Origin of the sequence: Corynebacterium sp. ACRQK (genome assembly GCF_022345965.1) — a bacterium.
Classification (GTDB): Bacteria; Actinomycetota; Actinomycetes; order Mycobacteriales; family Mycobacteriaceae; genus Corynebacterium.
Genome location: NZ_JAKRMU010000010.1, coordinates 29266 through 54515 on the forward strand (window position 1 = coordinate 29266; position 25250 = coordinate 54515).

Here is a 25250-nt window from a genome sequence, read left to right on the forward strand (position 1 = left end):
AGTGCTTCTGTGGAGCCTGAGCCCGCGGGACCTGTAAGTCCGGTTTGGGGCGCGGGGGAGGTGAAGCTGGGGGCGTCACTAAGGAAGAAGAAGTAGCAGCGACTCGTTGCGCCTGTGAGAGCCTTTGCTGATTAATGGCGACCTCCCGCAGAATGCCGAACATCTGCGTTTGCGCCTGTACCTGCGAGCGGGCAAGGTCATCGATGCGCTTGATGAGATCGTTGGTGGGCTGTGCGGATCCGTTAGAAGAGTTATTCATGGCTCAAAAGTTTATTCTCGTTTGGCGCGCCAAGGCGCAGTATCGGTTTTGGTAAATGCTCGGACTATTGTTATACTTCCAAGCACTACCGTCTCGTTCCGTGGGTTTGATTCCCTATTCGTCTTGAATTCGTCTCAAACCAACGGAAGCGGGCTGCAAGTGGAGATTCCTTCTCCCACCTAGAGACCGCCTATAGAGGTTGGGCTCGGGTCGTAGCCACAGGCACGGATGGGTTCAGGAGAATCCAGAAGTGGAATGCGTGATGCAGGGCAGTTGTTCCCGCCGGCGCAAAGTGGCTGTGATTGTGGGGGAACACAGGGGATCTTCAGTACAGCAGGGGTCGGTAAGACATTAACCAAAACTGCTACTGAGGAGTTCACATTAGCGCAGAAGCTCGCATCAACGACCGTATTCGAGTCCCTGAGGTCCGACTCGTCGGTCCAGGCGGCGAACAGGTCGGTATCGTCAAGACAGACGATGCGCGAAAGCTGGCCTATGAAGCTGACCTCGACCTTGTAGAGGTTGCACCGAACGCCAAGCCGCCCGTGGCAAAGATCATGGACTACGGCAAGTTCAAGTACGAGCAGGCCCAGAAGGCCCGCGAAGCTCGTAAGAACCAGCAGCAGACCGTGGTGAAGGAACAGAAGTTCCGTCCGAAGATCGACGACCACGACTACGAGACCAAGAAGGGCAACGTCATTCGTTTCCTGGAGAAGGGCTCCAAGGTCAAGGTCACGATCATGTTCCGCGGGCGTGAGCAGTCTCGCCCGGAGCTCGGGTTCCGGTTGCTTGAGCGACTGGCAAACGACGTCGAGGAATACGGCGTAGTTGAGACCCGCGCCAAGCAAGACGGTCGCAACATGACCATGGTGCTGGGCCCGGTCCGCAAGGGCAAGAAGTAGTAACAGAACTAGTTGTTAGAGGTTTTTCACCAATGAAGCAGAAGACTCACAAGGGTGCCGCAAAGCGCATCAAGATCTCCGGTTCCGGCAAGCTGCGTCGCGAGCAGGCTAACCGCCGCCACCTGCTGGAGGGCAAGCCCTCCAAGCGCACCCGTCGCCTGAAGGGCACCGAGGACGTCGCTCCGGCCGACGTCAAGCGCATGAAGCGTCTGCTGGGCAAGGCATAACTTAAAGCCCACTTTTCCACCCCTATACACCCAACCGCGCCATCGAACAGAGCCAGCGCTTGTGAAAGCGCTGACCTTTAAGCGCGCACACTCAAAGAAAAGGAAGTATCACCGTGGCACGTGTCAAGCGCTCAGTGAACGCCAAGAAGAAGCGTCGCGAAGTACTGAAGTCCGCCAAGGGCTACCGTGGTCAGCGCTCCCGCCTGTACCGCAAGGCAAAGGAGCAGATGCTCCACTCCAAGACTTACGAGTTCCGCGATCGCAAGGCCCGTAAGAACGAGTTCCGCAAGCTGTGGATCCAGCGCATCAACGCTGGTGCTCGCCAGAACGGCATGACCTACAACCGTCTGATCCAGGGCCTGCGCCTGGCCGAGATCGAGGTCGACCGCAAGAACCTGGCCGAGCTGGCCGTCAACGACTTCGACGCATTCACCGCTCTGTGCGAGGCTGCAAAGGCTGCCCTGCCGGAGGACGTTAACGCACCGGCTGCTTCCTAAAGTCAGCTTTCACCGCGTAACGCGCACCCCATCCTGGACACCCAGGGTGGGGTTTTGTCGTATGGGGAACGAGGCCACAGACGGGACGAAGGAGCAGATGACCTTGTTCGAAAACTAGGTCAATTATGCTGTGGGGTATGAACCCGCAGGATGCCCAAGAGCTTTTCACCGAAAGAACCCCTCGCATTGTCAACGCAGCCAAGCTTCACCGGGCGGCCGCGCGCAAGAAGGCGGGGGTTTTCCTTGTGGAGGGGGAGAATAGCGTAGAAGCCGCCATTGCCACCGGAAGTGCCACGGACGTGTACGTCACGCTGGCCGCCGCGGAGCGCTTCGAGCCGATCATCCGCACCGCCGGCTACCTCAATATCTACGTGCACTACATCACGGACAAGGCGGCCAAGCACCTTTCTGATACCGCCACGACTACAGGTTTGTTTGCCGTGTGCAAGCCGGTGCTGTGGTCTGTCGGAAAGGTTTTGACGCCCCAGCCTCAACTGGTGAGCGTCCCAGTGGAAACCAACGACCCCGGTAATGCAGGCACCCTGATCCGTGTGGCCGATGCCATGGGCGCGGATGCCGTGGTGTTTGCGGGGGAGACTGTTGACCCACAGTCGTGCAAGGCCGCTCGCGCCTCCGCCGGCTCGCTGTTCCACGTGCCGGTGGCCCGCTCCACCAACGTGAAGGACGTGTTGGGCCAGCTGCGTGCCCAGGGGCTGCAGATTCTCGCCACCGCGGCCGATGGTGAGGTCAGCCTGGATGATGCGGGGGAGATCCTCACCAAGCCCACCGCGTGGCTGTTCGGCAATGAGGCGCACGGGCTGGGCGAGGAGCTACTGGCCGAGGCGGACCTGCGGGTTTCCATCCCTATCCGCGGGCGCGCGGAATCCCTCAACCTCGCCACCGCGGCCTCCATCTGCATGTATGAATCGTCCCGCATCCAAGCAGCGGCGCGCGAGGCTGCCGGGGGAGCAGTCGAAGACTGATAGCCCCAACTCGGTGCGGCAGTGGGCCAGCCGGGTATTATTAACGAGGTTAAGCCGTGCACGTAGATAGAGGAGCGCACTGAAGTGACGGATTCCGTGGACACTCCCCAGGTAGAGCTTTCGGAGCAGGGGCTCAACGCCGCAGCAGACGCAGCCGAGAAGGCCTTTGCTGAGGCTGCGAATCTGGAGGAACTGGCGGCCGCTCGCCGCGAGCACCTGGGCGACGATGCCCCCATTCCGGCCGCCCGCCGTAGCCTGGGCAGCCTGCCGAAGGATCAGCGCAAGGACGCTGGTCGCCTGGTGAACATGGCACGAGGTCGCGTCGAAAAGCGCTTCGCCCAGGTCAAGGCCGAACTCGAGCGTAAGCGCAACGAGGAAGTCCTGCGCGCCGAGCGCATCGACGTCACCGAGCCGACCACCCGCGGCCAGCGCGGCGCCCAGCACCCGATCACCATCCTGTCCGAGCAGATCGCCGACATCTTCGTCGGCATGGGCTGGGAAATCGCCGACGGCCCGGAGGTCGAGGCCGAGTACTTCAACTTCGACTCCCTGAACTTCATCCCGGACCACCCCGCACGCACGCTGCAGGACACCTTCCACATCGCTCCGGAGGGTTCCGGCCAGGTGCTGCGCACCCACACTTCTCCGGTGCAGATGCGCACGATGCTTTCCCGCGACCTGCCGATATACATCGCCTGCCCGGGTCGCGTGTTCCGCACCGATGAGCTGGACGCCACCCACACCCCCGTGTTCCACCAGGTCGAAGGCCTTGCCGTGGATAAGGGACTGACGATGGCGCACCTGAAGGGCACGCTGGACCACCTGGCCAAGACGCTGTTCGGCGAGGAAGCCAAGACCCGCATCCGCCCGAACTACTTCCCGTTCACCGAGCCCTCCGCAGAGGTGGATGTCTGGTTCGCCGACAAGAAGGGCGGCGCCGGCTGGATCGAGTGGGGCGGCTGCGGCATGGTCAACCCGAACGTCTTGGTCGCCGCGGGCGTGGATCCGGAGGAGTACTCCGGCTTCGCCTTCGGCATGGGCATCGAGCGCACCCTGCAGTTCCGCAACGGCCTGCCCGACATGCGCGACATGGTGGAGGGCGATGTGCGCTTCACCCTGCCGTTCGGCGTGCGCCGCTAGAGAAACTTAAAACCCCCAGAGCAACAGAGCATCCCAGAGCACCCCATCTAAAGCCCCAATCAAGGATCTTTCGAAAACATGCTTATTTCCCAGTCGTGGCTGACCCGAATCCTGCAGACCTCCAACCCGCAGTGGAGCGTGAGCGCCGAGGAATTCGACGCTGGCTTCGTCCGCGTTGGCTTCGAGACCGAGGGGTACGAGGCGATCCCTGAAACCACCGGCCCGCTGGTGATCGGTCGCGTCGAAAAGATCGAGGAGCTCACCGAGTTCAAAAAGCCGATCCGTTACTGCGACGTTAACGTCGGTCAGGCTAACGGCACCGGCGAGCTGCAGCACATCATCTGTGGCGCGCGGAACTTCGCCGAGGGCGACAACGTCGTCATCGCTCTGCCCGGCACGGTACTGCCCGGCCCGTTCGAGATCTCGGCGCGTAAGACTTACGGCAAGATCTCCGAGGGCATGATCTGTTCTGCGATGGAGGTGGGCCTGGCCAACCAGCAGAACCCGGGGATCATGACTATTTCTGACGCCGATTTGGCCAGCGCCAACCTCAAGGTAGGTGACGATGCGCGTGAGTTGCTGGGGTTGCAGGACACCATCTTCGACGTGAACATCACCCCGGATCGCGGCTACGCGCTGTCGGCCAGGGGACTTGCCCGCGAGTTGGCGTCCAGCTTCGACCTACAGTTCCGCGACCCGGCGCAGGATCCGGCAGCAGCGGCGATGCGCAACGACCTTTTCGCCGGTCTGCCCGGCACCGACGGTGAGGTGCAGGCGCTGAAGGTCGACGAGGACACGAAGTGCTCGAAGTTCGGCATGCGCAAGGTCACCGGCATCGACCCACAGGCGGAGTCCCCGCTGTGGCTGCAGCGCGAGCTGATGCTGTGCGGCCAGCGACCCGTGAACCCGGCGACGGACGTGACGAACTACGTGATGTTCCTGCTGGGCCAGCCCATGCACGCCTTCGACGCGGATAAGGTCACCGGAGAGCTGCACGTTCGCTTGGCGAAGAAAGGGGAGAAGCTGACCACGCTGGATGACGTGGAGCGCACCCTCGACCCCGAGGACGTGGTGATCTCCGACGAGTCCGGCATCCAGTCGCTGGCTGGCGTGATGGGTGGCTCGACCTCCGAGATCTCCGAGACGACCACCAACGTGCTGTTCGAGGCCGCGCACTGGGATCAGATCACCGTGGCCCGCACCTGCCGTCGCCACAAGCTTTCCTCCGAGGCCTCCCGCCGTTTCGAGCGCGGTACGGACGCCGCCATCATCGAGGATGCGCTGGACTTTGCCGCTGCATTGTTGGTGAACATCGCCGGTGGCGAGGTGGAGGAGGGGCGCACCCTGGTCGGTGAGGTTCCGGAGATGCCGATGATTACCATCCACACCTCCCTGCCGGGCAAAACCGCGGGCAAGATCTACCCGGACGGCACCACCATTTCCCGCCTGCGGGAGGTCGGCTGCGAGGTGCGCGAGACCGGTTCCCGCGACGACAACGGTGCCCGCGAGATTGAAGTGACCCCGCCGACTTGGCGCCCGGACCTGACGATGCCAGCCGACCTGGTGGAGGAGGTTCTGCGCCTGGAGAGCCTGGAGGACATCCCCTCTGTTGTCCCGACCGCCCCGGCCGGCCGCGGCTACACCCCGCGCCAGCGGATGCGCCGCAACGTGGGCCAGGCTCTGGCCTGGGCGGGTTACGCAGAGATCCTGCCGACCCCATTCATCGCCAACGACGTGTTCGATGTCTGGGACCTGCCTGCGGATGACCCACGCCGCCTGACGGTGAAGGTGCAGAACCCGCTGGAGAGCGACTACGCCTGCATCGGCACCACTCTGCTGCCGTCCATGATCGAATCCCTGCGCCGCAACGTCACCCGTGGCCAGCGCGATGCAGCCCTTTACGGCGTGGAGCAGGTCTCCGTACCGAAGTCGGCCAAGCCGTTCTCGCCGATGCCTTCTGTTAAACAGCGCCCGGGGGCAGAAGAGCTGCAGGAGCTGCTGGATTCCCTGCCCGCCCAGCCGCTGCACGTAGCCGTTGTGGCTACGGGTAACCGCCAGCTGCAGGGCACCTGGGGCGAGCCGGAGGCCTTCACTGCGGCCGACGCCATCGAATCCGCCCGCGTGGTAGCCCGTGCCGCCGGCGTGGAGATCACCGTGCGCAACGCGGAATACCTGCCGTGGCACCCGGGCCGCTGCGCTGAGATCCTGGTGGGCGACAAGGTCGTTGGCCACGCAGGCGAGCTGCACCCGCAGGTCTGCGAGCGCGCGGAGCTGCCGCCGCGCACCGTGGCCATGGAGATGAACCTGGATGCGCTGCCGCTGGAGGAGACCTTCCCGCGCCCGGTGCTGTCCGCTTTCCCGGCGGTGCTGCAGGACATCGCGGTCGTCGTAGACGAGGCCACCCCGGCCCAGGACGTTGAGGATGCCTTGCGTGCTGGCGCTGGCGAGCTCTTGGAGGAGATCCGACTGTTCGACGTCTACCACTCCGAGTCCCTGGGCGAGGGCAAGCGCTCGCTGACCTTCAGCCTGCGCTTCCGCGCGCCCGACCGCACCCTGACGGAGGAAGAGGCCAGCAAGTCCCGCGAGGCCGCACTGCAGTCCGCCACCGAGAAGGTGAGCGCACAGCTCCGCGCCTAACTGCATAATTCCCACAAACCTGAATAATTTGCAATTTTGGTACTAGTAGGGCAGAATCGTCCTATGTTGAAAATTGCAGTAGCAGGCGCCAGTGGGTACGCGGGTGGCGAGGCTCTTCGCCTCCTATTGAATCACCCCGGCTACGGCGTGGACTTCGAAATCGGTTCGCTGACCGGCGGTTCCAACGCGGGCACGCGATTCGGCGAACTCAACCCCGGGCTGCCCGCCCTGGCGGATCGCGTGCTCGAAGAGACGACGGAGGATGTTCTCCGCGGGCACGATGCTGCAATTCTGGCCCTCCCGCACGGGGTGTCCGCCGCCCTGGATCTGCCGGAATCCATGAAGGTCGTGGACTGCGGCGCGGACTACCGCCTGAAGAATGCCAACCACTGGGCCCGTTTTTACGGCACCCCGCACGCCGGCACCCGCACCTACGGCATCCCGGAGATGCCGGGGCGCCGGGAAGAGATCGCGGCCACCAACTACGTTGCCGCCCCCGGTTGCTTCCCGACCGGCGCCACGATGGCTCTTATGCCCGCTATTGCCAGCGGCCTGATGGCCCCGCAGATCAGCGTAGTTTCCGTCACCGGCACCACCGGCGCTGGCAAGAAGGCCGCCGTGAACCTGCTGGGTTCGAAGACCATGGGTAACCTGCGCGCCTACGGCGTGGGCACCCACCGCCACGCCCCGGAGATCAAGCAGAGCGTTGAGGAGCTGCTCGCCCCTGGCTATTCCACGGACGACGTCCACGTGACCTTCACCCCGGTATTGGCCCCGCTGACCCGCGGCATCCTCACCACCGTCACCGCTCCCGCGCGTGGTCAGGCGAGCGATATCCGCCGCGCCTACGAGAAGTTCTGCGCCAACGAGCCCTTCCTGTATCTGCTGCCAGAGGGGCAGCAGCCGGAGGTGAAGAGCGTCGTGGGCTCCAACATGGTGCACATCCAAGTGGAAGTCGCCGACGGCATGGTTATCGCCACCAGCGCCATCGATAACCTCACCAAGGGCACCGCAGGTGCCGCCATCCAATGCCTCAACCTGATGTTCGGTTGGGAAGAAACCGCGGGTCTCCCGCAGACGGGGCTCTGATTCTTAGTTATGACTAACGCAGACAAGAATAATCCGGATACCAGCACTGCCCAAGGTTCCTCCGCGGACCTCGGCGTGACCGTTCCCAAGGGCTTTAGCGCCGCAGCCGTGACGGCGGGGATCAAACCCTCCGGCAAGTCGGATATGGCTCTGATCTGCAACGACGGACCCGATGCCATCGCCGCCGCCATGTTCACCCGTAACCAGGTCACTGCCGCCCCCGTTCGTTACACCAAGGCGAGTAACGATGGCACCTTCCGCGCCGTCGTCGTTAACTCCGGCAACGCTAACGCTTGCAACGGAGCCCAGGGCGACAAGGATGCGCGCGCTACCGCCGAGAAGACCGCCGAGCTGCTGGGATGCCAGCCCGGCGACGTTGCCGTGTGCTCCACCGGCCTGATCGGCGACGTGCTGCCGATGGATAAGGTCTTCGACGGAGTCGACGAACTTGCCGGCAAGCTCGACCAGTCCATCACCGCCGGCAACGATGCCGCCCGCGCCATCATGACCACTGACCTCGTCGCCAAGGAGGCCGTCTACCACGGCGATGGCTGGTCCATCGGAGCCATGGGCAAGGGCGTCGGGATGATGGCCCCGTCGCTGGCTACGATGCTCGTGTTTATTACTACGGACGCCCACCTGCCCAGCGCCGACATGGCCCACGAGGCCCTGGCGGGCGCCACCCCGACAACCTTCGACTGCATCGACATCGACGGCGCGACCTCCACCAATGACACTGTGCTGCTGATGGCCTCCGGCGCTTCCGGCATCACCCCGGACGCGGAGGAATTCAACGCTGCGATCCACCAGGTGTGCCTCGATATTGCGATGCAGCTACAGGCGGACGCTGAGGGCGTCACAAAGAGAGTGTCCATCACCGTCGGCGGCGCAGAAACGGACGCGGATGCACAGACCGCAGCGCGCGTCATCGGCCGCGACAACCTGTTTAAGTGCGCGATGTTCGGCTCCGACCCGAACTGGGGCCGCGTGCTGGCTGCCGTGGGCATGGCGCCGGTGAAGATGAACCCGGAGGCCATCGGCGTGTCCTTCAATGGCCACCCGGTGTGCATCAACTCCACGGGCGCGCCCGGCGCCCGCAGGGTGGATCTTTCGGGCGCCGACATCGCCGTTGAGGTGGACCTCGGCGTGGGCGAGGGGCGTGCGACGGTGTGGACGACCGACCTGTCGTACTCCTACGTGGAGATCAACTCGGAATACTCCACCTAGTTCACCCAGCTCACACAGCTCACACAATTCGCCCAGTTCACCCAGAGCTCACCCGCACAACGGACCTAGCAGGAAACACACCAATGAACCCCAAACACACTCCCATCGATACCACCGGGCTGACCCCCGAGATGCGCAGCCATGTGCTGGCCGAGGCCCTGCCGTGGCTGCTGCACTACCGTGACAAGATCGTGGTGGTGAAGTACGGCGGCAACGCGATGATCGACGAGGATCTGAAGCGCGCCTTCGCCGCCGACATGGTCTTCCTGCGCGCCATTGGCGCCCGCCCGGTCGTGGTCCATGGCGGCGGCCCGCAGATCAACGAGATGCTGAAGACCGTCGGCCTGGAAGGCGAGTTTAAGGGCGGCTTCCGCGTGACCACCCCGGAGGTCATGGAGTACGTCCGCATGGTGCTATTCGGCAAGGTCGGCCGTGAGCTGGTCGGGCTGATCAACGAGCACGGACCTTACGCTGTCGGCGCCTCGGGCGAGGATGCCGGCCTGTTCACCGCCTCCAAGCGCAAGGTCACGATCGACGGGGAAGAGGTAGACCTGGGCCGGGTGGGGCAGATCGAGCACGTCGACGCAGAAAGCCTGATCGACCTCATCGACGCCGGCCGCATCCCCGTGGTCTCCACGGTCGCGCCGGATGACCAGGGGCGTATCTACAACATCAACGCCGACACCGCCGCCGGCGCGCTGGCCGGCGCCCTGGGTGCCGAGAGGCTCGTGATGCTCACCAACGTCAAGGGCCTGTACACCGACTGGCCGAACAAGGAATCGCTGGTATCCAGCCTGACCCCGGAGCAGCTCTCCGACCTGCTGCCCAACCTGGATTCCGGCATGGTGCCGAAGATGGAGGCCTGCCTGGACGCGCTGCGCAGCGGCGTGCAGGCCGCGCACGTCATCGACGGCCGCATTCCGCACTCCGTAATCTTGGAGCTGATGACCACCGGCGGTATCGGCACCATGATCTGCCCCGCGGGCTGGGAAGACATCACCAGCCCCGACATCAACTATCGGGAGGATCTCCCATGACCCAGAACCTAGAGAACTCAACCAACGACTGGCAGGGCCACTGGAACGCCGCGCTGTTCGAAACCTACGGCACCCCGCCGCGCGAGCTGGTTTCTGGCCGTGGCACTATCGTCACCGACGCGGAGGGCAATGAGTACCTCGACTTGCTGTCCGGCATTGCCGTGAACGCTCTGGGGCACGCTCACCCTGCCATTGTGGACGCCGTGACGAATCAGATCGCCACGCTCAGCCATACGTCTAACGTGTTCGCCCACCCACAGGTAATCAAACTCGCTGAGCGGCTGAAAGGCCTGCTGGGGGAGCAGAGTGGGGAGGCCGCTGAGGCGGCGGCCGGTGCCCGCGTGTTCTTCTCCAACTCCGGCGCCGAGGCTAACGAGGCTGCCTTCAAGATTGCCCGCGCCACCGGCAAGACCAAGATCCTGGCCGCTGAGTGTGGCTTCCACGGCCGCACCATGGGTGCCCTCGCCCTGACCGGCCAGCCGGACAAGCAGGAGCCCTTCAAGCCCCTGCCCGGCGGCGTGGAGTATTACCCCTACGGCGACATCGAAGCCCTGCGGGAGATGGCGGACGACGACACTGCCGCGATTTTCCTGGAGTCCATCCAGGGCGAAACCGGTGTGATCCCCGCCCCGGATGGCTTCCTCGCCGCCGTGCGGGAACTGTGCGATGCCCACGACATCCTTATGATCGTCGACGAGGTTCAGGCCGGCATGGGCCGCACCGGCCAGTGGTTCGGCTTCCAGCACGAGGCCGGTGTGCTGCCGGACGTCATCACCATGGCCAAGGGGCTGGGCGGTGGCCTGCCGATCGGCGCCACGCTCGCCCTGCCGAAGGCGCAGCTACTGGCCAAGGGGATGCACGGCACCACCTTCGGCGGCAATCCCGTCGTCTGTGCGGCCGCGAATGCCGTCATCGACACGATCGAGGCCGAGGACCTGCTGGCCAACGTCGCCACCCAGTCGCAGGCAATCCGCGACGGCCTGGCCGACCACCCGAGCGTGCAGACCATCCGTGGCCGCGGGCTGATGCTCGGCGTCGTCCTGGATGCGCCCCTTAACCTGGATCCGCTGGACTACGGGCTGATCGTCAACAAGCCCCAGCCCGATGTAATCCGCCTGGTCCCGCCGCTGAATGTTTCGGCTGATGAGGTGCAGCGGGGCGTCACAAAGATCAGGCAGATGTTGGACGACAACCGCGCGCAGAACCAGTAACCACAAAAAAGAACGGAAAACACCACATGACTAACCTGCACCTGCAGAAAAAGGGGCCGCTGCGCCACATGCTGGCCGACGACAACCTCACCCCGGAAGAGCAGGCCGAAGTGCTGGCGCTGGCCGAGGAGCTGAAGGACAACCGCTACGGCAACGGCTACAACAACCTGTTGGAGCGCCGCTCCGTCGCCGTGCTGTTCGACAAGACCTCTACGCGCACGCGCTTTTCTTTTGACGCGGGCATCACCGAGCTGGGCGGTAACGCCATCGTCGTAGACAGTGGAAGCTCGCAGATGGGGAAGGGGGAGACCTTCCAGGACACCGGCGCGGTGCTGTCCCGCTACGTCACTGCGATTGTCTGGCGCACCGGCGCGCACGACAACCTCCATCAGATGGCGGAGACCGCGGGCGTGCCGATCGTCAACTCCCTGTCCGATGATTTCCACCCCTGCCAGATCCTTGCGGACCTGGTGACCATCAAGGAGCACAAGGGCGAGCTTAAGGGCCTGAACGCTGTGTACTTCGGCGACGGCGCGAACAACATGGCCAACAGCTACATGCTGGGCTTCGCCACGGCGGGAGTGAACATCACCATCGCCGCGCCCGAGGGCTTCCAGCCGGAGGTGAAGTTCGTGGAGCGCGCCAAGCAGCGCGCCGAGCTGACCGGCGCGACCGTGACTGTCACCGACCAGGTGGATGCTACGGGGGCGGACGTGGTGATCACCGACACCTGGCTGTCCATGGGGCAGGATGCCTCCGAAGACCGCAGTGCGCTGCGGGCCTACCAGGTGGACCAGAAGCTGATGGGCACCGCCAAGGACGATGCAATCTTCCTGCACTGTCTGCCGGCCTACCGCGGTAGTGAGGTGACGCCAGAGGTCATCGACGGGCCGCAGTCCGTGGTATTCGACGAGGCGGAAAACCGCCTGCACGCACAGAAGGCGCTGCTGGTATGGCTTCTTCGCTGACCCGCACAGCCCGGCAGGACATGATCGGGCGCATCATCGGTGCCGAGAAAGTCGGCAGCCAGCGTGAGCTGCTGGGAATCCTGGTGAACCGCGGCATCGACGTCACCCAGGCCACCCTGTCCCGCGACCTGGTGGACCTCGGCGCGAAGAAGGTGCGCGTGGGCGGGGAGGTTTACTACTCCCTGTCCGACGACGTGCGCGTGGACGGGCCAGACAAGCTGCGGCGCGTCCTGGCTGAGCTGCTGGTCGATCACGACCACTCCGGAAACATCGCCGTCCTGCGCACCCCACCCGGTGCCGCGCAGTACCTGGCCAGCATCCTGGACCGCTCGGATGTAAACCGAGTGGTGGCCACCATCGCCGGTGACGATACCGTGTTCGTCCTGGCGCGGGAGCCGCTCAACGGCAAGGAGCTGGGGGAGTACTTCTTCCAGCTGGCACATAGCTAAAATCAAATAACGGATACAACAACTAGAACGCACAAAGAGTTTCGAAGGGAAGTTTAGAAGAATGAAGGATCGCGTAGTACTCGCATACTCCGGCGGGCTGGATACCACCGTGGCCATCAGCTGGATCGCCAAGGAACGCAACGCAGAGGTCGTCTGTGTTTCCATCGACCTGGGTCAGGGCGGCGAGGACATGGAGACCGTCCGCCAGCGCGCCCTCGGCGCCGGCGCCGTGGAATCCATCGTTGTGGATGCCCGCGACGAGTTCGCCAACGACTACTGCCTGCCGACCATCAAGGCCAACGGCATGTACATGAAGGAGTACCCGCTGGTCTCCGCGATCTCCCGCCCGCTGATCGTCAAGCACATGGCGGATGCAGCCAAGGAGCACGGCGGCACTGCCGTCGCCCACGGCTGCACTGGCAAGGGCAATGACCAGGTCCGCTTCGAGGTTGGCTTCGCCAACACAGCCCCGGACCTGGATATCATCGCCCCGGTCCGCGACTACGCCTGGACCCGCGAGAAGGCCATCGCCTTCGCCGAGGAAAACGGCATCCCGATTGAGCAGTCCAAGTCCTCCCCGTTCTCCATCGACCAGAACGTGTGGGGCCGCGCCGTGGAGACCGGCTTCCTGGAGGATCTGTGGAACGCCCCGACCAAGGACGTCTACGCCTACACCGAGGATCCGGGCCTGGGTCAGGCTCCGGATGAGGTCATCATCTCCTTCGAGTCCGGTGTGCCGGTGGCCATCGACGGTAAGAAGGTCACCGTCCTGGAGGCCATCGAGGAGCTGAACCGCCGCGCGGGTGCGCAGGGTGTCGGCCGCCTGGACATGGTTGAGGACCGCCTGGTGGGCATCAAGTCCCGCGAGATCTACGAAGCTCCGGGCGCTATGACCCTGATCCGTGCCCACGAGGCTCTGGAAGCCGTCACCGTCGAGCGCGAGCTGGCCCGCTACAAGCGCGGCATCGACGCAGAGTGGTCCAACCAGGTCTACGACGGCCTGTGGTTCAGCCCGCTGAAGCGCTCCCTGGACGCGTTCATCGACTCCACCCAGACCCACGTCACCGGCGACATCCGCCTGGTGCTGCACGCAGGTGCCATCACCGTCAACGGCCGCCGCTCTGGCAAGTCCCTGTACGACTTCAACCTGGCCACCTACGACGAGGGCGACTCCTTCGACCAGTCCATGGCCCGCGGCTTCGTGGAGCTACACGGTCTGTCCTCCAAGATCGCCTCCAAACGCGACCTGGCCAATTAGGCACTGGCTAACTAGGCAACCGGCTCACTAGAGCAGAAAGGCACACCCAAACATGACCACCGAGGCACACGGCACGAACGAAGGCGCCCTGTGGGGCGGCCGATTCTCCGGCGGACCGACTGAGGCGATGGCCGCCCTGTCGAAGTCCACGCACTTCGACTGGGTTTTGGCTCCCTACGACGTGCTGGCCTCGCAGGCTCACGCGCGGGTGCTGCACAAGGCAAACCTGCTGAGCGACGAGGACTTCGACACGCTCATCGCCGGCCTGCAGAAGCTGGGCGAGGACGTGGCCGACGGAACCTTCGGCCCCGAACCTAGCGACGAGGACGTCCACGGTGCGATGGAGCGCGGCCTGATTGATCGCGTTGGCCCCGAGGTCGGCGGCCGCCTGCGCGCGGGCCGTTCCCGCAATGACCAGGTGGCCACCCTGTTCCGCATGTGGGTGCGCGACGCGATCCGCGACATTACCGCGGGAGTGCTCGACGTCGTGGACGCGCTGGTTGCCCAGGCCGATCGCCACCCGGAGGCCATCATGCCTGGTAAGACGCACTTCCAGGCTGCCCAGCCGGTACTGTTGGCTCACCAGCTACTGGCCCACGCACAGCCGCTGCTGCGCGACGTACAGCGCTTCCAGGATCTGGATAGGCGCCTGGCAGTGTCCCCGTATGGTTCCGGCGCGCTCGCGGGTTCGTCCCTGGCGCTCGACCCGGAGGCCATCGCAGAAGAGCTCGGCTTTGATTCTGCTGCGGATAACTCTATTGACGCCACCAGTTCCCGCGACTTCGCCTCTGAGGCAGCCTTTGTGTTTGCTCAGGTGGCGGTGGATCTCTCTCGCCTGGCCGAGGAGATCATCGCTTGGTCCACCCCGGAGTTCGGCTACGTTACGCTGGCCGATGAGTGGTCCACCGGCTCGTCGATTATGCCGCAGAAGAAGAACCCGGATGTTGCCGAGCTGATGCGCGGCAAGACGGGCCGCCTGATCGGCAACGCCACCGGACTGTTGGCCACTCTGAAGGCCATGCCGCTGGCCTACAACCGCGACCTGCAGGAGGACAAGGAACCTATCGCGGATTCCGTTGCCCAGCTGAACCTGCTGCTCCCGGCGATGGCCGGCCTGGTCGGCACGTTGACGTTCCACCCGGACCGTCTGCGCGAGCTCGCCCCGGCGGGCTTCACGCTGGCCACCGACCTGGCCGAGTGGATGGTTCGCCAGGGAGTGCCTTTCCGCGTGGCACACGAGGCCTCCGGCTCCTGCGTCCGAATTGCGGAATCGCGCGGCGTGGATCTGGTGGACCTCACCGATGAGGAGCTGGCAGGCGTGCACGAAGCTCTGACCCCGGAGGTGCGCGAGGTGCTGACCATCGACGGCGCAGTCGCTTCCCGCGCTACCCGCGGCGGCACTGCCGGCGTGCGCGTCGCCGAGCAGAAAGAGCGAGTGCGCGAGGCCGCCGCCGCCGACCGCAAGTGGGCGGAGAAAACCCGTCTGGTCTAAAAGCCAGCGGGTTTAGATCCCGACCCCGTGCTCATTCGCCCCGCCGGGCAGGTTGTGCAAACGCACTCCCTGCCCGGCGGCGTGCTGTGCAAAGCGCTCGACGAAGCTCGCTGAGCGCTTGCCGGACGCGCAGTACACCACTGCGTCCACGGTGCCCGCTGCGTTGCTGTCCTCGGCGCCGAGGCTCTCAATCAGCTGCTCGGCCAGCTCTGGCTGTTCGCTCCACACAGTGGTGGGTAGGTGGTATCCCGGGTGCTCCGCAAAGGACGGTAGATCCTTGATGGCCTTCTCACCCGGCTCGCGCACGTCGATGGCAATCGCAGTACTGTCGGCGAGGTCGCGCAGCAGGGAAGCGGCCGTTTCCTTTTCAGCCTCGCGAGCCGCAGCGGTACCCACCGTGCAGCTCGACATGTCCTCCGCCACGATCTCGGTGACCGGCTGCCGCTGGGGATCGGCGGTGACGTTGAAGTGCTGGATGTTGGCCGTGAGGGCGTCATAAATATGCAACCGCCCCACCTGCTGCGCGCGACCGTCCGGGTCTCGCAGGAACTTAATGGTTTCCGTGGCCATCAGGCCGGCGACCACCGAGGTCGTTACGCCCAGCACTCCGGCGGTAGCGCAGTCCGGCACGCTGTCGGGGTCCGGCTGGGCGGGGTAGAGGTCGCGCATGCCCACGCCCCGACCATCCGACTCGGCGCCAATGTCTGCGCCGGGGCCGGACCACCAGACGGCCACGTCGCCGCGGTAGCGTAGGACTGAACCCCAGACCAGGGGAGTGCCGGTGGCCTCGGCGGCATCGGCGGCCAAGAACTTCGTGGCAAAGGTGTCAGATCCGTCGATGAGCACGTCTACGTCTTCTAGCAGTTCAGTGGCGTTGTCGGCGCGCAGGCGCCCGTGGATGCCGTGAAAGATTAGGCCGGGCTGTAACTCCCGCAGTCGTTCCCCGGTGACCTCCACCTTTGGGCGGCCGACGTCGCTGGCGCCGAAGAGGATCTGCCGGTGGATGTTCGTGATGTCCACCGTGTCGTCGTCGATGACGGAAATCTCGCCGACCCCCGCCGCGGCCAGGGCCTGCATCAAGGGGCAGCCGAGCCCGCCCGCGCCGATCACCAGCACGTGCGCTTCGTGCAGTCGCTCTTGTTCCCGCAGCCCGTGGCCCGGCAGGATCGTCTGCCGGGCGACGCGCTTTAGCTCCTCGGCGGGCAGCGTGGTGTAGTCGCTGAGCATTACAGCACCTCGCCGGCCCAGCCATCCCAGCTGGCCAGGCCGTCAAAGCTGGAGGAGGCCAAGGCACCTTGGGCGTGCGTGCGCTGGGGAATGCGCCCCGCCTCTCGTGCCAGCCGACCGGCCTCCACAGCCGCCTTCATGGCGTGCGCCATCGCTACCGGGTCCTGGCAGCGGTTCACCGCGCTGGCCAGCAGCACTCCGTCGCAGCCGAGCTCCATCGCCAGCGCCGCGTCGGAGGCAGTACCGACACCCGCGTCCAGAAGCACCGGAACCTGAGCGCGCGAGCAGATCAGCTCGATATTGTGGGGGTTCAGGATCCCCAGGCCCGTGCCAATGGGGGAGCCCAACGGCATGACAGCGTGCACGCCCACGTCCTCCAGCCGGCGGGCGACCACCGGGTCGTCGCTGGTGTAGGCCAGCACCACGAAGCCTTCGGCCACCAGCATCTCGCAGGCATCCACCAGCTCCACCACGTCGGGTAGCAGCGTGTGGTCGTCGGCGATGACCTCCACCTTCACCCAGTTGGTACCCAGTGCCTCGCGCGCCAGTTGGGCCGTCAGCATTGCATCGCGGGCAGTCTGGCACCCGGCGGTGTTCGGCAGCACGTCGATGTCCAGGCGGTTCAGCAGCTCGAACACGCTCTCGCCGCCGCCGGTGGTCTTGGCGCTGTGGCGGCGCATCGCCACCGTGGTCAGCTGTGTGCCACTTGCAACCAGCGCATCCTCCAGCAGTGACTGGCTACTGGCCCCACCGGTGCCCATGACTAGGTGAGAATCGAATTCCTTGTCCGCGATTTTCAGCATGATCTTGTCCTCTAGCCGCCCTGGACGGCGATCAGGATGTCCACCGCGTCGCCGTCCTCCAGTGCGCGCCCCCAGTCACTGGCCGGAACCACGGAGCGGTTCACCGCCACGGCAACGCCTTTCGCCCCCTCGTTCTCGGAAACTTCGTGACCTGTCTCCGCAGCCACGACCTCCGCCACGCTCGGTGCCTTGTCAGCCGACCGTGGCTCGTCATTCACCGTGTAGTTCATCGATCCTCCTTAGGTCTTCTTTGCCTACGCCCCGCAGCTTTAGGCATGCCGCAGCGGCGCGCAGCTGGCTAGGTTTATCTCTGGGCCTACCGCCGCTTCTAACGCAGGCACCGGCTGGCCCATTCCCAGCGTTGCCCCCACTGTAGCCCCCAGCGCGGACAGCAAAATTCCGTGACGGAAGTAGCCCGTGGAAACCACCAGCTTCTCGCCAACTTTCCCCAGGTAGGGCAGGTCATCCGGAGTGCCGGGGCGCTCCCCGGTGATCGCCTCGATAAACTCGCACTCCTGGATGCCCGGCACAACCCGAATCGCGTCGCGCAGCAGCGTGTACACCCCGTCCACGGCGGGATCACGCCGTGCGTCCTCGCGGCTGGTTGCGCCCACGGCGATCGTGCTGTCGGTTCGCGGAATGATGTACACCGGCCGGTCCTCCACAAACGCCCGGATCACGCGCCCCACAGGCGCCTCCATCCCCTCCGGCACCCGCAGACGCAGCATGTCGCCGCGCACGGGGCGCAGCTTCAGCGGCGACTGCTCGCCCTCGTACCAGCCGCGCACCTGCCCGGCGCCCAACCCGTTGCACAGGTACACCATGTCGCCCGTGTGCGTCGCCGCATCGGTCGTCACCGCCCCGTCTTCGATGCGGCATACCCGTTCGCCGATGATCGCCACTCCCATGTTCCGCAGCGCATCCAGCAGCGCCGCGCAGTACATGCGCGGGTTTACTTGGTGGTCGCCGGGGATCTCGACCACGCCGGATAGCTGCGGGCTGAGCCCCCACTCGGCCTTGCGCGCTTGGCGCAGCGGCAGGCGCTGCACCTCCATGCCGTGTTCGTGCTGGTGCTCGGTCAGCTCGGTGAGGTGCCGCGCGTCTGCCCGGTCTGCCCCCACCACGAAGGTCGATTCTGTCCTGTGGCCGGTGCTTAGGGAAGTCTTTTCGCCCAGCCGTTGCAGCAGATCGTCGTACAAGTTTTTGGACGCCACCATCAGCGGGTACAAAGGCTCCTGCTTATACTGCACCTCCGCGACCGGGGCCAACATGCCGCCCGCGACGAAGGAGGCCCCGCTTACTGGCGCGGGGTCGATCACCGCCACGGTATCCGGATCCGCCCCGAGATCCACCAGCTTGAAGGCGGTGGATAGGCCCACGATCCCCGCGCCCACCACAATGTGGGCATAGTGCTGGGAGCCTGCGGGACTGGAATTAGTCACTTCTATTCACTTCCTTTTGGGCGGGTTGCAAGCGGTGGGCGTCACGAAGAAAAACCAGTGAGCACCTGCCGTGCCGTGGCGCGCGGGTCGGGCGAGTTCATGAACCCGCGTACGATCGCAACTCCCGCCACACCCGTGGCAGCGAGATCTGCGGCATCCTCCGCGCGCACGTCGCCGATGGCAACCACCGGAACCTGCGAGGCCTCTACTAGTGCGGGATACCCCTCCAAGCCCAGCGGCTCGCGGCCGGAATCCTTGGTGGGCGTGGGACGGAAAGGTCCGGCGCCGATGTAGTCGATCACGTCCGCATACTCGTTGGACTGCTGTACCAGGGGCAGGGTGCCGGTGGTCAGCCCTATGATGGCATCCTTGCCCAGCACCTGGCGCGCCAGGCGCGGGTCCAGGTCGTCCTGGCCTATGTGCACGCCGTGGATGTTGTGCTCCGGCATCAGGGCGGCGGCTACGTCCACGCGGTCGTCAATCAACACCCGGGTAGCCGGGTTGGCCTGCTGCACTGCGGCGGCGACTTCGATGGCCAGTGCCGTGAGGTCGCGCACGCTGATCGGTTTGCTGCGCACTTGCACTACGCCCGCGCCACCGGCGGCCGCAGCAGCGGCCACGTCCACAACCTTCTCGTGTGGGGCGCCCGTGACTAGGTAGCAGCGTAGATCCAAGTTAGCGCCCACCGTGCGCTGACGCCTCCTTCTGCAGATCCTCGGCGACTTCCTTCGCCTCGTCGCGGTTCAGGTATAGCTGGGAGCCCGCGCGGCGGAACTCCTCGGCCATCTCCTCCTCGCCCGCGGCGTTTACGCCGTCTACGCTCTGGCGGCCGAAGCCCGGCAAGCCCAGGTCCTTGACCAGCGACTGCTTCTGGTCGGTGGCCAGCGCCTCGTCGATCTCGTCGCCGAAGGCATCGCGGATGTCCTGGCTGATGCGCATGGAGCAGAACTTCGGGCCACACATGGAGCAGAAGTGCGCGGTCTTCGCGGGCTCCGCAGGCAGCGTTTCATCGTGGTATGCCTGCGCGGTGTCCGGGTCCAGGGAGAGGGCGAACTGGTCGTGCCAGCGGAACTCGAAGCGGGCCTTGCTCATGGCGTCGTCCCACTCGTGGGCACCCGGGTGGCCCTTGGCAACGTCGGCGGCGTGGGCGGACACCTTGTAGGTGATCACGCCGGTCTTCACGTCGTCCTTGTTCGGCAGGCCCAGGTGCTCCTTCGGGGTGACGTAGCACAGCATTGCGGTGCCGCCCATGGCGATGTTCGCCGCACCAATGGCGGAGGTGATGTGGTCGTAGCCAGGAGCGATGTCCGTGACCAGCGGCCCCAGGGTGTAGAAAGGTGCGCCGCCGCACCATTCCTGCTCCTTTTCGTTATTGACCTGAACCATGTTCAGCGGCACGTGGCCAGGGCCTTCCACCATGACCTGCACGTCGTACTCCCACGCACGGTGGGTCAGCTCGCCGATGGTCTTCAGCTCTGCGAACTGGGCTGCGTCGTTGGCATCCGCGATGGAACCTGGGCGCAGGCCGTCGCCCAGGGAGAACGCGACGTCGTATTTGGCGAAGATCTCGCACAGTTCGTCGAAGTTTTCGTAGAGGAAGGATTCCTTGTGGTGCGCCAGGCACCACCCGGCCATGATGGAGCCACCGCGGGAGACGATGCCGGTGACGCGCTTGGTGGTCAGCGGTACGAAGGGCAGGCGCACGCCGGCGTGGATGGTCATGTAATCCACGCCCTGCTCGCACTGCTCGATGACGGTATCGCGGAAGATCTCCCAGGTCAGGTCCTCGGCCACGCCATCGACCTTCTCCAGGGCCTGGTAGATCGGCACCGTGCCGATCGGCACCGGGGAGTTGCGGAGGATCCACTCGCGGGTGGTGTGAATGTCGTTACCGGTGGACAGATCCATCACGGTGTCCGCGCCCCAGCGGGTAGCCCAGCGCAGCTTGTCCACTTCCTCGCGGATGGAGGAAGTGACGGCGGAGTTACCGATGTTGGCGTTGATCTTCGTGGTGAAAGCGTTGCCGATGATCATCGGCTCGGACTCTGGGTGGTTGATGTTGTTCGGGATGATGGCCTTGCCGGAGGCTACCTGCTCGCGAACCTTCTCCACGTCGCAGTGCTCGCGCAGTGCTACGTACTCCATCTCTGGGGTGATGATGCCCTGGCGGGCATAGTGCATCTGGGTGACGCGCTTGCCTTCCTTGGCACGTAGCGTTGGGCGGGTGGAACCCTTCCACTCTTCGCTGGCCTCGCCGCGCTTGACCGCGCGGTTGCCGTCGTCCAGTAGGTTACGGCGGCGGCCTTCGTAAACCTCTACGTCGCCGCGGGCTTCGATCCACTCGCTGCGCAGGCCCTCCAGCCCCTTGGTCGGCTCGGCCCACGGGCCACGAGTGCGGTAGATGCGCACCGGCTCGTTCGGGCCGGTCGGGGAGTCGTCCAGCTGGATCTCCGTCTCCGGTACCTGCAGCGTGAAGGTCTTGCCGAAGGACTCCACGGTCTTCTCGATGGGGGAGAAGCTGTGCTTCGGGTGGATCTCCGCGCCGTACTCGTCGGTGGGGGTGGCGGTGTTTTGGGTAGACGTATCCGTCATAAAAACTCTCCTGACTCTTCCTTCGCTGGTTCTAACCAGACAGGTTCTAGCGGTACTCGCGCGGGATACAGCGCGATCTCAGCCCGATACCTCGGGTGCCCGTGTTCGGTTGTGCTCCCCACTGTAACGCACATCTCACAGTCGTGTAGTTCTGGCCTGAATGGTTTGACGATTCGGCTGTTGGATTTGTCCTGAAAAGCAGCTGTGTGTGCAATATGAGCAGCCCTATGGCGCCCCCGTATCCCAGTAGCTTGAACAGCACTGGCAAGAAAAAGACCCCACAAAGTTCCTTCTTGTTGTCATCTTGCTGTTGATTGCCGCAGGTGCCCATGTTGTCGGCTCGGGGGATTTCCTCGACAGCTTCAAAAAGCTGGGCGGAAAGTCCTGCGATACCAGCAAGCCGCTAAAGATCGTTGCTGCCACGGAGCTGACGGACATGGAGCCTTTTGTCCATCAGGCTTCTTCGGACCTGGGGTTCGACATTGAAATGGAGTACGACAGCGGCACGCTCGTCAACACTCGTAACCTGAATGATGGTGCATATAGGGATAAGTATGACGCCACTTGGTTTGCAACCACCGCCTTTGCCAGGAGTTCAGCGAGTTCACTCCTGGGCAGGCTTTCGATTCTTCGAAGGTGACCATGGACGAGCGTCGCATGGAGGACTTTTTCTCCGGCCAGACGGTCACCTCCGGGTCTTCCGGCTGACTACGGGACACTTTCGTGAAGAACCCGGGTAAGGCCGATGAGGATGCTCAGGCGAAAGTAGAGGCCCTGGCAGATTGGTTTAGGGAGCACAGCGTGGAGGTAGGGGAGAAGACCCACCTGAACGTCTGGGGTGAGGACGCAGAGAACAAGGGCATACAGCGCTATTACGAATACCCGAAGTCCGAGAACCAGCTTGTCTCACTCGTTAGCCTGTAACGGGATTAACTGCGCCGACCAGCGGATAGTAATTTCCTACTGGATACTTCTGGTTCGATGCGGGGCAACCGCTTGGCGGATCTAAAGAACATCCTGAATAAGCTCATCGACGGCACCGCCGGCGAAAACAATAACCCGAAGGGGTTCACCCGCCGAGAGACGATTACCCTCATGCCCTTCAGTAGCAAGGTTGTGGACGGGTACACGAAGGAGAACTACGACCCGGACAATGCACAACAGAAGCAGGATTTGCGGGGTTACGTCAACGGCCTGCAGCCGCGCGGTGAAACCGCGATTAATGACGCCGTGTTGCGCGCCTACGATCGTGCGGGCGAGGGCGGTGGTTCCCTGAACTCGATCGTGCTAATGACCGATGGCGAGTCGAACTCCGGCACGAGCCGAAAGGACTTCATCACAAAAATGACCCGCATGATGGGCGAGACGAACCATAAGATCCCGGTATTCGTGATTCTGTACGGTGAGGCCAGCGAGGAGGAGATGAGCTTCCTGGCAAACTTCACCGGTGGCAAGGTCTTCAACGCCCGTAGTGGTGACTTGGCTAAGGCGTTCGAAGAGATCCGCAGTTACCAATAAAGGTCAGAACGCAGACCGCTAGTTTGGAACACAGACCGTTAGTTTGAAATAAGCCGTGAACTCTAAGTACTCCCTAAAGATCATCGTCGCGCTTGTCGTGTTCGTCGCCGTGGTGGGCGCCCACGCTGCAGTAGGCCTGGGTTCTTTATGGATAATCACGGCGGGAGCCCTCGCCGGTGTCGCCGGGCTTCTGACGTCCGAACGACAACCACAAAAGGAATTGCAGGCTGAGCCGTCGAAGCCCAGCCCGGTTGTTTCTCCAGTTGAATCCCTGCCGGAAATGCGCACCCGAACCAAGCGATCCTGCAGAACAACCTCCGAGAGCTTAAAGACAATCGCACATTCTTGGAGCTACAGTTCGGGGAATTTAAAGCCCCCGATGAACAGGGCTAGTAAGTATTGGGCGGCGTAGGGGGCGTCACTAAGAAAGAAGCGCAAGCCACAGGCTAGAGTAGACAGCATGATTGACCAGAAGCTCCTAGAGATCCTCGCGTGCCCCATCGACAAGCAGCCGCTGGAGGATCACGGTGACTATTTGGTGAACCCCCGCCTGAACAAGGCCTATCCGGTGCAGGACGGCATCCCGGTATTGCTGGTCGAAGAAGCTAAAGACTGGCCCGTTAAATAGCAACGCATTTCAGAGGAACGAGAACGAGCACGCATGAGCGACAACATGAACATCATCGACGAGCTGCAGTGGCGCGGCCTGATTAACCAGTCGACGGACCTGGAGGCGCTGAAGGAGGCCACGCAGAACCCCATCACGCTGTACTGCGGTTTCGACCCAACGGGCAGCTCCCTGCACGCGGGCCACCTGGTGCCGCTGATTATGCTGAAGCGCTTCCAGCAGTTCGGCCACCGCCCGATCACCCTGGCCGGCGGCGCGACGGGCATGATCGGCGACCCGCGCGACGTGGGTGAGCGCTCCATGCTGACCGAGGAGCAGATCGGTGAGAACATGGTGGCCATCAAGAAGCAGCTGGAGGCATTCGTCGACTTCACCGAGGACAGCGATGTGGATAGCCCGGCTGTGATGGTGAACAACGCGGACTGGATCAGCCAGATGAATGTCATCGAATACCTGCGCGATGTTGGCAAGAACTTTTCGCTGAACACCATGCTGGATCGCGATACCGTGAAGCGCCGCCTGGAATCCGACGGCATTTCCTACACCGAGTTCTCCTACATGCTGCTGCAGGCCAACGACTACGTGCACCTGCACAACGAGTTCGATTGCGTGCTGCAGATCGGCGGCGGCGATCAGTGGGGCAACATCGTCTCTGGCGTAGATCTGAACCGCCGCGTGAACGGCGCCAAGGTGCACGGCCTGACGGTGCCACTGGTTACGGACGCGGAGGGCAACAAGTTCGGCAAGTCCACCGGCGGCGGCAAGCTGTGGTTGGATCCGCAGCTGACCAGCCCGTACTCCTGGTACCAGTACTTCATCAACGCGGGCGATTCCGTGGTGATCGACTACCTGCGCTGGTTCACCTTCCTTTCCCAGGAGGAGATCGCGGAGCTGGAGCGCAAGGTCGCCGAGGAGCCTTTCAAGCGCGAGGCGCAGCGAGTTCTTGCCCGCGAGATGACCACTCTGGTGCACGGTGCGGCTGCCACCGAGGCTGTGGAGCTGGCAGCCCAGGCGCTGTTCGGCAAGGCTGAGCTGCAGGATCTGGACGAGCCCACCCTGGCTTCCGCCCTGCAGGAAACCGAGGTTGCCGAGGTTGGCGCCGATGCCACCATCCTGGACCTGCTCGTCGAGTCCGGCCTGGAAAAGTCCAAGGGAGCCGCCCGTCGTACTGTCGGGGAGGGCGGCGCTTACGTCAACAACCAGCGCATCGAGGACATCGAGTGGTCCCCGTCCGCCGAGGATCTGCTGCACGGATCGTGGCTGGTGTTGCGCAAGGGCAAGAAGCGTTTCGCCGGTGCGCGTGTAGGTGCTTCTTCTTAGTGACGCCACCTGCACGGCCTGTATGCGCTAAACCGATCCCTTGGTAGTTGCAATTTTCCTGCTTTTACCAGGGGATTTGTGTCTTTCTTGGCGTTGGGTGTACATTAATTCAAGTCGCCGAGAGCGAGCGGGGAAATAAAACCGGCTCGGGAGGCTCGGTGTGCGTAGGTTGTTTGAGAACTCAATAGCGTGATGAACCAAGTTTAGATACTTTGTTGACCAGCCTTTGTGTTGATTCTGATGCATTGTATGTCTTTGATGCTTTTGTGACTTGTTTCAGTGCTCCATTGGCTCGCATGGATTGTGGGTTGGTGGTGGTTACGCCAGCGTGGTTTTAACGTGTC

At 63.8% G+C, this 25250-nt stretch carries 25 protein-coding genes and 1 riboswitch; of the genes, 19 read left to right on the top strand and 6 right to left on the bottom strand.

Features of this window, described 5'->3' with window-relative positions; translation table 11 throughout:
* Positions 1–639: 639 nt before the first annotated feature.
* From infC to argH, 14 genes are all read left to right on the top strand, one after another.
* On the top strand, positions 640–1161 hold the full coding sequence (gene infC, locus MHX63_RS09835) for a translation initiation factor IF-3 (protein WP_077536299.1): 522 nt from the start codon (positions 640–642) through the stop codon (positions 1159–1161).
* A 32-nt stretch (positions 1162–1193) separates the two neighbouring features.
* Positions 1194–1388, top strand: coding sequence for a 50S ribosomal protein L35 (gene rpmI / locus MHX63_RS09840; protein ID WP_005295736.1), 195 nt, complete (start codon positions 1194–1196; stop codon positions 1386–1388).
* A 113-nt stretch (positions 1389–1501) separates the two neighbouring features.
* On the top strand, positions 1502–1885 hold the full coding sequence (gene rplT / locus MHX63_RS09845; RefSeq protein ID WP_011273437.1) for a 50S ribosomal protein L20: 384 nt from the start codon (positions 1502–1504) through the stop codon (positions 1883–1885).
* 125 nt (positions 1886–2010) lie between these two features.
* Positions 2011–2868 (top strand): RNA methyltransferase, encoded by an 858-nt coding sequence (locus tag MHX63_RS09850; RefSeq protein WP_239388555.1) that lies wholly within the window; start codon positions 2011–2013, stop codon positions 2866–2868.
* An 84-nt stretch (positions 2869–2952) separates the two neighbouring features.
* Positions 2953–4008 (top strand): phenylalanine--tRNA ligase subunit alpha, encoded by a 1056-nt coding sequence (gene pheS / locus MHX63_RS09855; RefSeq protein ID WP_239388557.1) that lies wholly within the window; start codon positions 2953–2955, stop codon positions 4006–4008.
* 78 nt (positions 4009–4086) lie between these two features.
* Complete coding sequence (gene pheT / locus MHX63_RS09860; RefSeq protein WP_239388559.1) at positions 4087–6645, top strand: phenylalanine--tRNA ligase subunit beta; 2559 nt, start codon at positions 4087–4089, stop codon at positions 6643–6645.
* Between the two features lie 63 nt (positions 6646–6708).
* On the top strand, positions 6709–7734 hold the full coding sequence (argC, locus tag MHX63_RS09865) for an N-acetyl-gamma-glutamyl-phosphate reductase (RefSeq protein ID WP_239388561.1): 1026 nt from the start codon (positions 6709–6711) through the stop codon (positions 7732–7734).
* Between the two features lie 9 nt (positions 7735–7743).
* Entirely contained in the window at positions 7744–8961 is a 1218-nt protein-coding gene (gene argJ, locus MHX63_RS09870) for a bifunctional glutamate N-acetyltransferase/amino-acid acetyltransferase ArgJ (RefSeq protein ID WP_239388563.1), read from the top strand.
* 83 nt (positions 8962–9044) lie between these two features.
* Complete coding sequence (argB, locus tag MHX63_RS09875; protein WP_034986425.1) at positions 9045–9998, top strand: acetylglutamate kinase; 954 nt, start codon at positions 9045–9047, stop codon at positions 9996–9998.
* Positions 9995–11209 (top strand): acetylornithine transaminase, encoded by a 1215-nt coding sequence (locus tag MHX63_RS09880; protein ID WP_239388565.1) that lies wholly within the window; start codon positions 9995–9997, stop codon positions 11207–11209. Before argB ends, MHX63_RS09880 begins: the two co-directional genes overlap by 4 nt.
* A 41-nt stretch (positions 11210–11250) precedes the next feature.
* The gene (gene argF / locus MHX63_RS09885; protein WP_370644096.1) at positions 11251–12177 is read left to right on the top strand and encodes an ornithine carbamoyltransferase; all 927 of its coding nucleotides are present in this window, start codon (positions 11251–11253) and stop codon (positions 12175–12177) included.
* Positions 12162–12626: an arginine repressor gene (gene argR, locus MHX63_RS09890; RefSeq protein WP_011273446.1), complete on the top strand. Its 465-nt coding sequence runs from the start codon at positions 12162–12164 to the stop codon at positions 12624–12626. The genes argF and argR overlap by 16 nt, the downstream gene beginning before the upstream one ends.
* 61 nt (positions 12627–12687) lie before the next feature.
* Positions 12688–13884 carry an argininosuccinate synthase gene (locus MHX63_RS09895; RefSeq protein WP_239388569.1) on the top strand — a complete coding sequence of 399 codons (1197 nt, stop codon included), beginning with the start codon at positions 12688–12690 and terminating at the stop codon, positions 13882–13884.
* Positions 13885–13936: 52 nt separating this feature from the next.
* Positions 13937–15376 (top strand): argininosuccinate lyase, encoded by a 1440-nt coding sequence (gene argH / locus MHX63_RS09900; RefSeq protein WP_239388571.1) that lies wholly within the window; start codon positions 13937–13939, stop codon positions 15374–15376.
* 12 nt (positions 15377–15388) lie between these two features.
* On the opposite strand, the gene MHX63_RS09905 is transcribed toward argH, so the two are convergent.
* The 6 genes from MHX63_RS09905 to thiC all read right to left on the bottom strand — a co-directional run bounded on the left by MHX63_RS09905 (position 15389) and on the right by thiC (position 21440).
* Positions 15389–16603: a ThiF family adenylyltransferase gene (locus tag MHX63_RS09905; RefSeq protein ID WP_239388573.1), complete on the bottom strand. Its 1215-nt coding sequence runs from the start codon at positions 16601–16603 to the stop codon at positions 15389–15391.
* Positions 16603–17406: a thiazole synthase gene (locus tag MHX63_RS09910; RefSeq protein ID WP_239388575.1), complete on the bottom strand. Its 804-nt coding sequence runs from the start codon at positions 17404–17406 to the stop codon at positions 16603–16605. Before MHX63_RS09910 ends, MHX63_RS09905 begins: the two co-directional genes overlap by 1 nt.
* A gap of 11 nt (positions 17407–17417) precedes the next feature.
* The gene (thiS, locus tag MHX63_RS09915; RefSeq protein WP_239388577.1) at positions 17418–17636 is read right to left on the bottom strand and encodes a sulfur carrier protein ThiS; all 219 of its coding nucleotides are present in this window, start codon (positions 17634–17636) and stop codon (positions 17418–17420) included.
* Positions 17637–17675: 39 nt separating this feature from the next.
* Entirely contained in the window at positions 17676–18848 is a 1173-nt protein-coding gene (thiO, locus tag MHX63_RS09920) for a glycine oxidase ThiO (protein ID WP_239388579.1), read from the bottom strand.
* Between the two features lie 41 nt (positions 18849–18889).
* The gene (locus MHX63_RS09925) at positions 18890–19534 is read right to left on the bottom strand and encodes a thiamine phosphate synthase (protein WP_239388581.1); all 645 of its coding nucleotides are present in this window, start codon (positions 19532–19534) and stop codon (positions 18890–18892) included.
* A complete protein-coding gene (thiC, locus tag MHX63_RS09930; RefSeq protein WP_239388583.1) occupies positions 19524–21440 on the bottom strand; it encodes a phosphomethylpyrimidine synthase ThiC in 1917 nt (638 codons plus the stop codon). Before thiC ends, MHX63_RS09925 begins: the two co-directional genes overlap by 11 nt.
* Positions 21440–21553: riboswitch (TPP riboswitch) on the bottom strand. (Overlaps the previous gene by 1 nt.)
* A gap of 191 nt (positions 21554–21744) precedes the next feature.
* On the opposite strand from thiC, the gene MHX63_RS09935 reads away from it, so the two are divergent.
* The 5 genes from MHX63_RS09935 to tyrS all read left to right on the top strand — a co-directional run bounded on the left by MHX63_RS09935 (position 21745) and on the right by tyrS (position 24906).
* Positions 21745–22080, top strand: a complete 336-nt coding sequence (locus MHX63_RS09935; RefSeq protein WP_239388585.1) for a hypothetical protein — start codon at positions 21745–21747, stop codon at positions 22078–22080.
* An 83-nt stretch (positions 22081–22163) separates the two neighbouring features.
* Positions 22164–22364: a hypothetical protein gene (locus MHX63_RS09940; protein WP_239388588.1), complete on the top strand. Its 201-nt coding sequence runs from the start codon at positions 22164–22166 to the stop codon at positions 22362–22364.
* 57 nt (positions 22365–22421) lie between these two features.
* Positions 22422–22958, top strand: a complete 537-nt coding sequence (locus MHX63_RS09945) for a VWA domain-containing protein (protein ID WP_239388591.1) — start codon at positions 22422–22424, stop codon at positions 22956–22958.
* 460 nt (positions 22959–23418) lie between these two features.
* A complete protein-coding gene (locus tag MHX63_RS09950) occupies positions 23419–23586 on the top strand; it encodes a Trm112 family protein (RefSeq protein WP_005295682.1) in 168 nt (55 codons plus the stop codon).
* A gap of 33 nt (positions 23587–23619) precedes the next feature.
* Positions 23620–24906, top strand: a complete 1287-nt coding sequence (gene tyrS / locus MHX63_RS09955) for a tyrosine--tRNA ligase (RefSeq protein ID WP_239388594.1) — start codon at positions 23620–23622, stop codon at positions 24904–24906.
* Positions 24907–25250: the final 344 nt, after the last annotated feature.